The organism is Streptomyces ardesiacus (assembly GCF_003112575.1).
Taxonomy (GTDB): domain Bacteria; phylum Actinomycetota; class Actinomycetes; order Streptomycetales; family Streptomycetaceae; genus Streptomyces; species Streptomyces ardesiacus.
In genome coordinates this window covers 218,765-231,198 of sequence record NZ_BEWC01000007.1, presented here as the reverse complement: position 1 = coordinate 231,198, position 12,434 = coordinate 218,765, and the positions used below count along the sequence as shown (strand labels likewise).

8 protein-coding genes and 3 tRNA genes are annotated in these 12,434 nt (G+C 75.0%); 4 read left to right on the top strand and 7 right to left on the bottom strand.

From position 1 onward, the window contains the following. Positions 1 to 34: 34 nt before the first annotated feature. On the bottom strand, positions 35 to 1,483 hold the full coding sequence (locus tag Sdi02f_RS23155) for an FGGY family carbohydrate kinase (protein ID WP_108933950.1): 1,449 nt from the start codon (positions 1,481 to 1,483) through the stop codon (positions 35 to 37). A gap of 48 nt (positions 1,484 to 1,531) precedes the next feature. Continuing rightward, entirely contained in the window at positions 1,532 to 1,837 is a 306-nt protein-coding gene (locus Sdi02f_RS23150) for a YtxH domain-containing protein (RefSeq protein ID WP_030399801.1), read from the bottom strand. Positions 1,838 to 1,986: 149 nt separating this feature from the next. Between Sdi02f_RS23150 and Sdi02f_RS23145 the strand changes: the two genes are divergently transcribed. From Sdi02f_RS23145 to Sdi02f_RS23135, 3 genes are all read left to right on the top strand, one after another. Then, positions 1,987 to 2,059 (top strand) — tRNA-Asn (locus Sdi02f_RS23145). Between the two features lie 5 nt (positions 2,060 to 2,064). Then, positions 2,065 to 2,137 (top strand) — tRNA-Asn (locus Sdi02f_RS23140). A 187-nt stretch (positions 2,138 to 2,324) separates the two neighbouring features. Continuing rightward, positions 2,325 to 2,401 (top strand) — tRNA-Ile (locus Sdi02f_RS23135). A gap of 125 nt (positions 2,402 to 2,526) precedes the next feature. Here the strand turns inward: Sdi02f_RS23135 and Sdi02f_RS35950 are convergent. From Sdi02f_RS35950 to Sdi02f_RS23120, 3 genes are all read right to left on the bottom strand, one after another. Continuing rightward, a complete protein-coding gene (locus Sdi02f_RS35950) occupies positions 2,527 to 2,679 on the bottom strand; it encodes a hypothetical protein (protein ID WP_167458237.1) in 153 nt (50 codons plus the stop codon). A gap of 68 nt (positions 2,680 to 2,747) precedes the next feature. Next, positions 2,748 to 4,169, bottom strand: a complete 1,422-nt coding sequence (locus tag Sdi02f_RS23125) for a GAF domain-containing sensor histidine kinase (RefSeq protein ID WP_108933948.1) — start codon at positions 4,167 to 4,169, stop codon at positions 2,748 to 2,750. 55 nt (positions 4,170 to 4,224) lie between these two features. Next, positions 4,225 to 5,343: a rod shape-determining protein gene (locus Sdi02f_RS23120; RefSeq protein WP_031081609.1), complete on the bottom strand. Its 1,119-nt coding sequence runs from the start codon at positions 5,341 to 5,343 to the stop codon at positions 4,225 to 4,227. Positions 5,344 to 5,624: 281 nt separating this feature from the next. Here Sdi02f_RS23120 and Sdi02f_RS23115 point away from each other — a divergent pair, with 281 nt between their 5' ends. Further along, on the top strand, positions 5,625 to 9,278 hold the full coding sequence (locus Sdi02f_RS23115) for a S8 family serine peptidase (RefSeq protein WP_108933947.1): 3,654 nt from the start codon (positions 5,625 to 5,627) through the stop codon (positions 9,276 to 9,278). Positions 9,279 to 9,546: 268 nt separating this feature from the next. Here Sdi02f_RS23115 and Sdi02f_RS23110 read toward each other — a convergent pair whose 3' ends face one another. Together Sdi02f_RS23110 and Sdi02f_RS23105 are read right to left on the bottom strand one after the other, a co-directional pair. After that, on the bottom strand, positions 9,547 to 10,923 hold the full coding sequence (locus tag Sdi02f_RS23110) for a carboxyl transferase domain-containing protein (protein WP_030399797.1): 1,377 nt from the start codon (positions 10,921 to 10,923) through the stop codon (positions 9,547 to 9,549). Beyond that, on the bottom strand, positions 10,916 to 12,373 hold the full coding sequence (locus Sdi02f_RS23105; RefSeq protein WP_108933946.1) for an acyl-CoA synthetase: 1,458 nt from the start codon (positions 12,371 to 12,373) through the stop codon (positions 10,916 to 10,918). Before Sdi02f_RS23105 ends, Sdi02f_RS23110 begins: the two co-directional genes overlap by 8 nt. Positions 12,374 to 12,434 lie beyond the last annotated feature (61 nt).

Below are 12,434 nucleotides of genomic sequence, written 5' to 3'. Positions count from 1 at the left end.
ATTCCGGCCTACGAGCGGTCAGCGCACCCACGCGTCACAGCGCTCCCGGGTGCGTCTGCTCGCGCACCGACACGAACTGCTGGCGCACGGCCTGGCCCACCGCCAGTTCCTCGCCCGGCTCCAGGACCTGCGCCACCGCGCCCTGCCAGGCCGGGGGAGTGCGCGGGTCCAGCGCGCCCTGGGAGACGCCGAGCGCCCAGGCCGCCTGCCGGGCCGCGCCGATCGCCGCGTAGTCCGCGGGCTGCGGCACGACGACCTGCGTCCCGAACAGCGCGGGCGCCGCCGCCTGCACGGCCGGCAGCTCGGCCGCCGCACCGAGCAGGAACACCCGCCGTACGTCCACGCCGCGCAGGCGCAGCACGTCCAGGGCGTCGGCGAGACCGCACAGCATGCCCTCGAACGCCGCCCGCGCCAGGTGCTCCGGCCTCATCGACTCGCGCCTGAGCCCGGCGAGCGTTCCGGCGGTGTGCGGCAGGTTCGGCGTCCGCTCGCCCTCCAGGTAGGGGAGCAGCACCAGGCCGTGCGATCCGGGCGTCGACTTCATCGCCAGCTCGGACAGGCTCTCCAGGTCCGGCACGCCGAGCAGTTCGGCGGTGCCGCGCAGGGCCCGTACGGCGTTCAGGGTGGTGACGACCGGCAGGTGCATGCCGGTGGCGTCGGCGAGCGCGGTGATCATCCCGGACTGGTCGACCAGCGGCTCGGTGTGCACGGCCATCACGGAACCGGAGGCGCCCAGCGACACCACCGCGTCGCCCAGACCGATGCCGAGCCCGAACGCGGCGGCCTGGGTCTCGCCGGTACCGGCGGAGATCAGCAGCCCCTCCGGCGTCGTACCGGCCGCCTCGGCCGGACCGATCACCTCGGGCAGCACCACCTGGTGACCGAGGGCCAGCTCGACCAGGTCGGGCCGGTAGGCCCCGGTCGCCGCCGACCAGTACCCGGTGCCCGAGGCGCCGCCCCGGTCGGTGGTCCGCCGCACCGGCCGCCCGAGCAACTGCCACACCAGCCAGTCGTGGGCCTGGAGCAGTACGGCGGTCCGTGCGGCGGCCTCCGGCTCGCTCCGGGCCAGCCAGCGCAGCTTCGTCACCGGCTGCGCGGTCTGCGGCACCGAGCCCACGGCCTGCGCCCACGCCTCGCGCCCGCCGAGCGCGTCGATCAGGTCGGCCGCCGCGACCTGCGAGCGCTTGTCGCCGCCGACCAGGGCCGGGCGCACCGTGTTGCCGTGGGTGTCCAGCGGCACGACCGCGTTGGCCTGCGCCGACACGCCGATCGCCTGCACGCCTTCGAGGAGCCCGCCGCCGGCCGCCTCCCCGAGGGACAGCAGCCAGGCCTGCGGATCCACGTCCGCGGGCCGGCCCCCGCCCTCGGGGCTCTCCTGCGGGTGCGGCGCGTAGCCCTGGCGCAGCACGGCACCCGTGTCCGAATCGCAGACGACGATACGAGTGAAATCGGGCGAACTGTCCAACCCGGCGACTATCCCCATACCCGAAATTCTGCCGCACCGGCCGCGGTGGCCGTACCGCCCGGGGGCTCAGGTGTTGCTCGTGCCCCAGTCGTCGGGACCGCTGCCGTTCGTGCCGCGCTCCCGCAGCGAGCGGACCCGGTGGGCCACCGAGTCGGGCATCCGGTCGCCGACCTTGGCGCTCACCACGTGGTACGCCTTGTCCGCGAAGTGCCTGCCCTGCTGGGCGGCGGACTCCGCGGTGTTGCGCACGGCCGGGTTCTGCGCGACCTGCTGCGCGGACTTGCGCAACTGCTCGTAGCGCTCCCGCCCGGCCTTCGTGCCGAGCACGTAACCCACCGCTAGTCCGACGACGAACGTGAGCCGGTAACGCATGACGGCCACCCTTCCCTTCACTGGCTCCGGGGTGCTGCGGAGTACCGATTGGCGGAGCACCCCCCTGGTTGCGCTAATGTATGTGTCGCAGCGAGCGCGCGCCCCCTGGCGAATACCCAGGCAGACGCGTTCGATGCGATACGAGACTTTCCTCGGTAGCTCAATTGGCAGAGCAGCCGGCTGTTAACCGGCAGGTTACTGGTTCGAGTCCAGTCCGGGGAGCTCGGTCCTCCGTAGCTCAATTGGCAGAGCAGCCGGCTGTTAACCGGCAGGTTACTGGTTCGAGTCCAGTCGGGGGAGCGCGGTGAACGAGGGCCCTTCGGGGTCCTTTTTCATGTGTCCTCGCGACGCGGGAACCATGCGGCACGCTGCGGAGTCCTCAAGGTCATGAAGGCAGCCGCGGAAGCCGACCAGCCGAGGCAGGAGATCGTATGAGCGGCTATGCTGCGGCAGACGGCGCGCACACGTGTACGCGACACGCCGCATTGGGGCGGTAGCTCAGCCGGTTAGAGCAGCGGACTCATAATCCGTCGGCCGTGGGTTCGAGTCCCACCCGCCCCACCAGGCCTTTTTGGCGCAGGAACGTTTTCACCTGCGGCGCGGCACGCCGGCCTCCGCCGCCGGGTGGGCGCACACTCGGCTTCTCGGTTTCTCGGCCTCCTGGGGTCCGCCGGCTCTCGCCTCGGAGGTCAAGGCGGTGACGGCCGGTCGCCGGGGCCGGGTTCGTCGTCGCGTTCGCCCTCCGCCTGGGACGGAGTCGTGTGCGGCGGGTCCGGGCGGTCGGCCGTGTCCGGCTCGTCGTCGCGTTCGCCCTCGGCCTGGGACGGGGTGGACTCGCTCATGGTGATACCTCCTCCTGCCGGGCGGGTCGGGGGCCGGGTACCCCCGTCCGGGGCACCGCCACCCTCCGCTACAGCGGCGCCCACCAGGTGGCCGTCGTGCCCCGGCCCCCGCCTCCGGCGCGCTCGCCGTCGTCGACGACCCTCAGGTGCACCCCGCCCCGGCCCTCGGGCAGCGTGGCGGGCGTCTCGACGGTGACCTCGACACGCGAGACGCCCGGGCGGGCGGACGCGGCCGCCAGGGCGTCACGGAGGGCGGTGAGGAGGCGGTCGGCGACCCGGTCGCCCACCCGGGTGTCGACGGGGCCCCGGAAGTGCGTGGACGGCGGGAAGCCGAGCAGGGCGGCGGCGGACGCGGTCTCGCGCAGCACCCGGCCGCGCAGGCCCGTCGGGGGCTCTGCCGGGGGCTGCTGGAGCGCGAGGATGGTCGTGCGGACGTCCTGGACCGTGGAGCGCAGTTCGTCCACCGCCCGGCCCAGGAGGTCGCTGATGTCCTCCGCGCCGGGGCGGCGCCGGGTGGACTCCAGCATCATGCCGGTGGCGAACAGCCGCTGCACCACCAGGTCGTGCAGGTCGCGGGCGATGCGGTCGCGGTCCTCGTAGACCGCCAGCCGTTCCCGGCCGCGCCGGGCGTCGGCCAGGACCAGGGCGAGTGCCGCCTGCGAGGCGAACTGCGTCGCGAGCAGCCGTTCCAGGTCCGTGTAGGGGCGCCCGCCGCGCCGGCGGGGCAGGGCGAGCGTGCCGATGAGCCGGCCGCCCGCCTGCAGGGGCAGCATCATGCTCGGCCCGAACCGGTGCCGCACGTGCGTCGTCATGCGCGGGTCGGTCGCCGAGTCGTCGATGAACACGGGCTCGCCGCCCAGGAGCTGTTCGAGGACCGGGCTGCCCGGCGCGATGGTGGCGCCGAGCATGTCGTCCGGGTCCTCGGGCGTCGAGGCGGTCACGATCTCCATGCCGCCCTCGGCGGTCGGGTGCAGGATGACGCCCGCGGAGGCGTCGGCGAGCAGCCGGGCCCGTTCGGCCACCGTGGTCAGCGCGTCCTCGGCGCCCTCCTCGGTGAGCAGCGCGGTGGTGACGGCCGCCGAGCCCTCGATCCAGCGCTCGCGCTGCCGGGCGCTCTCGTACAGCCGGGCGTTGCCGACCGAGATCCCGGCCTGCGTGGCCAGGACCCGCAGCAGTTGCTCGTCCTCGACGGTGAACGGATCCGCCCCGGGCCGCCCGGCGAGGCGCAGTTCGCCGAACTCCTCGTCCCCGACGCGGATCGGCACCCGCAGCGTCGGCGCCGTCTGCGGCACCGGCTCCGCGGCCGGGGCGCGGAACTCGGCGGGGCCGTCCGCGCCGGAGCCCGTGACCACCAGCAGCGCGTGGGCGGCGGTCAGTTCGGCGGCGGCGTCCACGACGTGCCGCAGGACGGTGCGCGGATCGGCGTCGGCGGCCACCCCCAGGACGGCTTCGAGGAGACGGGGCAGTCGGGGCGCGGGCTGCGCGGTCATCCGTCGGGCTTCCTCGGTCTCCTGGCCTGTCCCCGTCCGTCGTCCTGCGGCGGCGTCAGCCGGCGTCGTTGCCGGCGCCGGAGCCCGCGACCGCGTCCGTGCCGGCGCCGGCTCCGGCGTCCGAGGTCGTCGGGTGCAGGACGAGCGGCTCGACCCGGCCCTCCAGCATGCTGCCGAGGCCCTGGACCGCGCAGACGTCGGGCCGCTCCGCGATGTGCACCGGCATGCCCGTGGCCTGCCGCAGCATCTGGTCGAAGCCCGGCAGCAGCGCGCTTCCGCCGACCATCATGATCCCGCGGTCGGCGAGGTCCGCGACCAGGTCGGGCGGGCAGTCCCGCAGCACCTTGCCGATGCCGTCGAGCACGGCCGTCAGCGGTGTCTGGATGGCGTTGCGCACCGTGGCGGTGTCGACCCGCACACTGCGCGCCAGGCCGGTCGCCACGTCCCGCCCGTGGATCTCGGTGGACGCCGGTCCCTGCGGGGTCAGTCCGTTGCCGGCCAGGGCGAGCTGCAACGGGCGCACGGACTGGCTGGGCAGCACCAGCTCGTGCTGGTGGCGCAGCAGCTGCACGATCGCGTGGTCCACGGCCTCGCCGCCCACCGGGATGCGCTCCGCCGTCACGATCGAGCCGAGGGAGAGCACCGCGACCTGCGTGGCGTGGGCACCGCACACCATGATCATGGTGGCCTCGGGCCGCTCCACGGGCAGTCCGCAGCCGACCGCCGCCGCGATGAGGGTGTCGACGAGCTCCACCCGGCGCGCGCCGAGCCCGACCAGCGTCTCGATGGCCGCCCGCTGCGACAGCGGGTCCGCGTCGTGCGGGGTGCAGACGGCGGCCCGGAGCCGGGGCTTGCGGCGCAGGGCGCGCCGGACCTTGTCACCGAGCAGGTGGCGCAGCATGCGCTGGGCCATCTCGATGTCGACGACCGTGCCGCCGGAGACCGGACGCACGACCCGGATGTATCCGGGGGTGCGGCCGGTCATCTTCTCCGCGAACTCGCCGACCGCGATGAGCGCGCCCGTGCGCGTGTTGACCGCCGCCGCGGACGGCTGGTCGACGACCAGCCCCGCACCCTTCACGTACACGCGGGTCCGCGCCGCGCCCAGATCGACGGCGAAGTGGCAGCGGCGCAGTGCCTCCAGACTGGCGGTGCTGGCAGTGCTGGCGGTCATGGCGAATCCTCCCGAGAGCGCGGACCGTGCGGGGCCGGCGGGTGGCCGGTCTCCTTCGCATGGTGCGCGGGCGCACGGGCGGGCGCCTGCTGGAGGGGGCCGGGCGGGGGGCCGCTGAACGGGGGGTGTGGAGGCTCGTCACCCGGCCTCCCGGGCCGCTGGCGGGAACCCGCCAGGGCAACTACCCGCCGCCCCCGGTCAACTCCCGTGCCCCGCAAGCCCCCTGAGACTGCTCACAGCACTCGTCACAGCACTCTACGACGACACGAAGAGAGACGTGGATGAGCACAGGACCAGTCAGACGCGGGGCGGCCCTCCTGTCGGCGGGGCTCGTGATCGCGCTGCTGCCGGCCGGGACGGCGGCGGCGCAGGAACCGCCGCCGGACCCGGCGCACCAGCGGGCCCCCGCCCGCGCGGCCGACGCGGCGCGCACCGTCACCCTCGTCACCGGCGACCGGGTCACCGTCACCGACCTCGGCGGGGGCAGGAAGAGCATCGCCGTCGACCGGCCCGAGGGCGCCACCGGGGCCGTGCGCACCAGCAGCCATGACGGCCGGACCGTCGTCGTACCGGACGAGGCCCTGCCGTACCTGCGTGAGGGCAGCCTCGACGAACGGCTCTTCGACGTCGACGCGCTGCTGGAGCAGGGGCTCGCCGACACCGAGAGCGGCGAGCTGCCGCTGATCGTGACCTACGGCAAGGGCGTGCGGGCCGCCACCCCGAAGGGCACCGAGCGGACGCGGGCGCTGCCCAGCGTGCGCGGGGCCGCCGTCGAGGCGGACAGGGGGAGAGACTTCTGGCGGGAGTTCACCCGAGGCGGCGCAGGGATCGACGGCGTGTGGCTCGACGGCCGGGTCACCGCGGCCATGGCCGAGTCCAACGCGCAGATCGGCACGCCCGAGGCATGGGAGGCCGGGCTGACCGGCAAGGGCGTCACCGTCGCCGTGCTGGACAGCGGCGTGGACGCCGGGCACCCCGACCTCGCGGGGCGGATCGCGCAGAGCAAGAGCTTCATCCCCGGCCAGGAGGTCGCCGACCGGCACGGCCACGGCACGCACGTCACCTCCACCGTGGGCGGCAGCGGAGCCGCCTCCGACGGCAAGGAGAAGGGCGTCGCGCCCGGTGCCACCCTCGCGGTCGGCAAGGTCCTCGACGACGAGGGCTTCGGCAGCGAGTCCGAGATCATCGCCGGGATGGAGTGGGCCGCCCGGGACGTGGACGCCGACATCGTCTCCATGAGCCTCGGCTCGACCGAACCCAGCGACGGCACCGACCCCATGGCCGAGGCCGTCAACACCCTCTCCCGGGAGACCGGCGCGCTGTTCGTCGTCGCGGCCGGCAACACCGGCGCCCCCTCCTCCATAGGCTCGCCCGGCGCGGCCGACGCCGCCCTGACCGTCGGCGCCGTCGACTCCGCCGACCGGGCGGCCTGGTTCACCAGCGCCGGGCCCCGCTACGGCGACCACGCGCTCAAGCCCGACCTGTCGGCCCCCGGCGTCGGCATCCTCGCCGCCCGCTCCCGGCTCGCCGAGGGCAGCGGCGACTACACCAGCATGGACGGCACGTCGATGGCGACGCCGCACATCGCCGGGGCGGCCGCCCTGCTCGCCGAGGAGCACCCCGACTGGACCGGCGCGCGGCTCAAGGACGCGCTGATGTCCACCTCGAAGGAACTCGACGCCCCCGTGCACCAGTTGGGTGCGGGCCGGGTCAGCGTGCCGGACGCCGTCGGGGCCGACGTCACCGCGACCGGCAGCGCGGACCTCGGCTTCCACTCCTGGCCCTACGAGGGCAACGAGCCGGTCACCAGGACCGTCACCTACACCAACTCCTCCGACGCGGACGTCGAGCTGCACCTGTCCGTGCGGGGCGCCCCCGAGGGCGTCGTCACCCTCGCCCGCACCTCCCTCACCGTGCCCGCGCACGGCACCGCCGCCACCACCGTCACCGGCGACGGGGCCAAGGCGCCGGTCGGCGACACCAGCGGGCAGATCGTGGCGGCCGACGCGAGCGGGACCACCCTCGCGCACACCGCGTTCGGGCTGGTCAAGGAGGAGGAGCGGTACACGCTCACCGTGCACGTCAAGGACCGCTCCGGTGCCGCGGCGCCGGCCGACCTGACCGTCCAGCGGCTCACCGAGGGCGTCGACCCGGTCCCCGCGCACGTCGGGGAGTCCGGCACCCTCACGCTGCGGCTCCAGCCCGGGACGTACAGCCTGACGTCCTTCCTGGACGTGCGCGGCAGCCACGGCGCCGACTCCCTCGGTCTGGGCTTCCTCGCCGCCCCGGAGGTCGTCGTCGACCGGGACCGCGAGGTCACCCTGGACGGCCGCGAGCTGCGCGAGATCAGCGCCGACGTCCAGCGGCGCACCGAGACCCGGCAGCTCCTCATGGAGTACGACCGCACGGCGAACGGCGCCGACCTGTTCGGTGCCGTCCAGGTGCCGCTGACGTACGACAGCGTCTTCGCCGCGCCGACCGGGAAGGTGACCGCGGGCGGCTTCGAGTACCGGACCGTGTGGCGGCTCGGCAAGCCGCTGCTCGACGTGAAGGGGATCGGCGAGGCCACCGTGCAGGCGGGCGGCACCCTGGCCGAGGGACGCACCCGGCTGCCCCTGGTCGACGTCGGCGCCCCCGGTGACGGGGCCTTCCCCGGCGGCGTGCGCGGCAAGGCGGTGCTCGCCCGGCTCACCGCGGGGACCGAACCGGCGGCGCTCGCGCAGGCGGCGCAGGACGCGGGCGTCGAGGCGCTGTTCGTGACCGACGACGCCCCCGGCCGGCTGATGGCGTGGTGGGGCACGGACGACAACGCCGACCGCCCGCTGCAGATCGCCACGGTCTCCGCGGCCGACGCCGCCCGGCTGCGCGAGGCCGGACGCGTCGACATGACCGGCACCCGCAACACGCCCTACGTGTACGACCTGTCCGAGGGACACGAGGGCGCCGTGCCCGACCGGGACCTCACCTTCAGGCCGGGCAACCGCGACCTCGCCGTGCTGCGCACCAGGTACCACGGCGACGCGCCGGAGAGCGGCGGGGAGTTCCGGTACTCGATCACCGACACCTTCCCGGTCGGCCTGGGCTTCCGGGAGCGGATCGACTACCCGGTCGAGCGCACCGAGTACGTGTCCACCGGACCGGGCCAGCTCTGGCACGAGACCGTGACCGGCGCCGGTGAGGCGCTGGAGGAACGCGGCGGACTGGTCGCCTACCGGGGCGGGTCGCACGGGGAGCTGAACTGGTTCAAGCCGGTGCTGCACCCCTACCTCGGCACCGGCCTCGGCTGGGGGCAGCAGCGCGCCGGAAACCGGCTCCAGTTCAACGCGCCCGGCTGGGGCGACTCGGGCCCCGACCACACCGGCTTCGGCGACGTGTGGAACGAGGACAGCGGCATGACGCAGACCACGTCGGTGTACCTGGACGGCGAACTGGCCGACCAGGGGCCGAGTTCCGCCGCGTACGTGTGGGACGCGCCGGCCGGCGAGCACACCTACAGGCTCGTCACCGACACCGCGATCGACGCGGCGCGCCGGCCGCTCGCGAGCGAGGGCCACGCCGAGTGGACCTTCCGGTCGGCGGCGACACCGGAGGACCGGTGGACCCGGCTGCCGCTCATCAACCTCTCCTTCGACGTGGACACCGACCTCGCGGGGACGGTGCGCGGCGGGAAGAAGCTGCGGATCGGGCTCGGCGCGCAGTACGTGGCGGGCGCCCCGGACACCGGGACGCTCGGCGGCGGGAAGCTGGAGGTGTCCTACGACGGGGGGACGAGCTGGCAGCAGGTCCGGCTGCGCGCCGGTGACGGCCAGGCGTCCTGGCAGGGCACCGTGAGTGTGCCCCGCGACGCGGCGCACCTCTCGCTGCGGGCCTCCGCGCACGACGACCGGGGCGGTTCGGTCACGCAGCGGATCGTGCGGGCGGTGGCCGTGCGGTAGGCCCGGGGCCGGGCACGCACACGCGGACGGCGCCGCCTCCCTGGGACGGGGAGGCGGCGCCGCCTGGTTTCTCGGACCGTCAGACCAGCCAGCCGACGAAGTGGACGAGGCCGGCGAGGATGTCGGTGAGAAGGTTCATGATCGTGCAGCTCCTTGCGCTGTTCGTGTGCGGGGCCCGCCGGGCCCCACGGGACTACGTGGGACATGTGCGTCAACTACGGTCTGCAGCCCGTTGCTTGCACACCGTAAGTATCGTTGGTCCCTGCAGTCACATGCGCTCTCCAGAGCGACGATCACCTGTTCCAGGGAACAACTGCTCGTTTGTTCGGATCATGCCCAGTGCCGCCAAGTCCTGGGGCCGCAGGCGCAGTTGACCGGCCGTGGCCCGCACCTCCTGCGGCGGACGCTTCAGGATCGCCGCCGCGTGCTCCGGCGCGATGACGGAGAAGTAGCTGTCCGGCGTGGCCCAGGTGGCGCCGGGCGCGGCCAGGGCCAGCGCACCGCCCGAGCCGCCCTCGCCGATCACCAGCGTGGTGACCGGCGTGCGCGCCGAGGCCACGGCGCCGAACAGGTCCGCGATCGCCGGGCCCACCCCCTGCCGCTCGGCCTCCGCGTCGTTGGCCGCGCCCGGCGTGTCCACCAGGGTCAGCACCGGGATGCCGAGCCGGTCGGCGAGGTGGACCAGCCGGGTAGCGGTGCGGTACCCGGCGGGCCGGGTCGCCGTGCCGGTCTGGGCGGCGTACGCGACCGTGCGCCCCGCGTGCGTGCCGAAGCCGCACAGCATGCCCTCGGCGTCCCGGCCGCCGCAGCGGTCGCCGGACAGGGCGACCCGGTCGGTGAAGTAGGCGTCCAGGTACGCACCGGCGCGCGGGCGTCCGGGGGCGCGGGCCCGCCGTACCGCCTCCCAGCCGTCGGCCGGCAGGTCCCGGGCGCCCAGGGGTCCGGGCACCGGTGCCGGATCGGCGGACGGCGCCGTCAGCAGCCGCAGCCACCGCCCCAGCGTCGTACGCAGCTCCCCGGGCGGTACGACGGCGTCCGCGCTGCCCGCCGCCACCTGCGCCTCGGCCGTGTACGCCGCCGGGTCGGCGTCCGGCGGCCGGACCCGGGAACCCGCGAAGCCGACCTGGGCGCCCGGCAGGGCGAGGACCACGTCGGCACCCGCGCCCAGCGTCGCCCAGCCGCCCCCGGTCGCCGGGTCCCGCACCACCGCGACCTGCGCCAGCCCGGCCGCCCGGGTGAGCGCCGACTCCCGGGCCACGCGCTGCAATTGGGTCAGCGCGAGCATCCCCTCCTGCATCCGGCTGCCGCCCGTCGCGACCAGCGGCACCACGGGCAGCCGGTGCGCACGGGCGTACCGGTACGCGGCCTCGATCCGGTCGCCGGTGCGGTGGCCCAGGGAGCCGCCGAGGAAGCCGAACTCGAAGGAGACGAGCACGGCCGGTGTGCCCTCGACGCGGCCGGTGCCGCAGACGACGGACTCCTCCTCGCCGGTGCGCTCGGCGGCACGGGCCCTCGCGGCGTCGTAACCGGGCCAGCCGAGGGGGCCGTCGGCCGGCCACGGGCCGTCCGGGCGGGGGAGTTCCGCGAAGGAGGCGTCGTCGGCGACCAGGGCGAGGAACTCCCGGGCGCCCAGGCGCTCAGCCACGGTCCAGCGCCCGCTTCATGATCTTCCCCATGTCGTTGCGGGGCAGCGCCTCCAGGTACCGGACGAGACGGGGCCGCTTGTGCGGGGCGAGGCGGTCCGCGACATGGCCGGCCAGCGTGTCCGGGGCGGGCGGCGCGGCGGGGTCGGCCGGCACGATCCAGGCCACGATCCGCTCCCCGAGGTCCGGGTCGGGCTCCCCGGTGACGGCCGCCTCCCGGACCGCCGGGTGTTCGAGCAGCGCGTTCTCGATCTCCCCGGCGCCGATCTTGTAGCCGCCGCTCTTGATCAGGTCGGTGGCCTTGCGGCCGACGATGCGGACGTAGCCGTCGGGGTCGCGCACCGCCATGTCGCCGGTGCGGAAGAAACCGTCCTCGGTGAAGGCGGCGGCGGTGGCGTCCGGGCGGTTGAGGTACTCGGTGAACAGGTTCGCGCCGCGCACCTGGATCTCGCCGACGCTCTCCCCGTCCAGCGCCGTGATCGGCGTGCCGTCCTCCTCCACCAGCCGCAGCTCCACACCGGGCAGCGGCACGCCCACCGTACCGGCGCGCGGCTCGCCGTCGGCGCGGACGCTGGTGTTCATCAGCGTCTCCGTCATGCCGTACCGCTCGATCACCCGGCGTCCGGTGGCGGCGGCGATGCGCTCGTGGTCGTGCACCGGCAGCGCGGCCGACCCCGACACCAGCAGCCGCGCCCCCGAGAGGGCCTTCGCCAGCTCGGGGTCGCCGGGGAGCGTCTCGGCGATCCGGTGGTACATCGTGGGCACGCCGAACAGCATGGTCGCGCCGTCGTTCAGCTCCCGCCCGGCGCCCTCGGGGGTGAACCTGCCCAGGTGGCGCACCGAGCCGCCCCGGCGCAGCGGGCCGAGGATCCCGAGGACCAGCCCGTGCACGTGGAACAGCGGCAGCCCCTGCACGAGCACGTCGTCGCCGGTCCACCCCCAGGCGTCGGCGAGCGCGTCCAGGGTCGTCGCGAGCGCCCGGCGGGGAAGGACGGCGCCCTTGGGCGGTCCCGTGGTGCCGGAGGTGTAGACGACGAGCGCGGGGTCGCCCTGGCCGGCGCGGTCCTCGGGGACGCTCCCGCGGGCGCGCACGTCGACGTCGAGGCGTTCCAGGGCGGCGAGGGCGGGCGGCAGTACGGCGTCCGGGGGTGCCAGGACGAGGGAGGGCGCGCTGTCGGAGAGGATGTGCGCGAGTTCCTTGTCGCCGGACTTCGGGTTGAGCGGCACGGCCGCGACCCCGGCCAGCAGCGCCGCCACCACCGCCACCGCCGTCTCCATCGCCGGGGTCGCCCAGATGGCGACCCGGCCGGTGCCGCCGAGGCGCCCGGCCGTGGCACCCGCCGCGGCGGCGAGTTCCGCGTAGGTCAGGGAACGCTCGCCGAACCGCAGCGCGGGCCGGGCGCCCGGGGCGCCGGTCGGGGCCGGGGAGAGGGCCGGGAAGAGAGAGGACACGCGAAGTACTCCTTGGTCGTCGTCCGAGAGCCGTCGCTCAAGGCTGCCGGATGCTGCCGGA

What these genes read in the sequence shown, in the direction of transcription:
- Sdi02f_RS23120 (WP_031081609.1), bottom strand. Translation starts at nt 5,343, where the DNA reads ATGACCGCCAGCACTGCCAGCACCGCCAGTCTGGAGGCACTGCGCCGC.
- Sdi02f_RS23155 (WP_108933950.1), bottom strand. Translation starts at nt 1,483, where the DNA reads ATGGGGATAGTCGCCGGGTTGGACAGTTCGCCCGATTTCACTCGTATC.
- Sdi02f_RS23150 (WP_030399801.1), bottom strand. Translation starts at nt 1,837, where the DNA reads ATGCGTTACCGGCTCACGTTCGTCGTCGGACTAGCGGTGGGTTACGTG.
- Sdi02f_RS23115 (WP_108933947.1), top strand. Translation starts at nt 5,625, where the DNA reads ATGAGCACAGGACCAGTCAGACGCGGGGCGGCCCTCCTGTCGGCGGGG.
- Sdi02f_RS35950 (WP_167458237.1), bottom strand. Translation starts at nt 2,679, where the DNA reads ATGAGCGAGTCCACCCCGTCCCAGGCCGAGGGCGAACGCGACGACGAG.
- Sdi02f_RS23125 (WP_108933948.1), bottom strand. Translation starts at nt 4,169, where the DNA reads ATGACCGCGCAGCCCGCGCCCCGACTGCCCCGTCTCCTCGAAGCCGTC.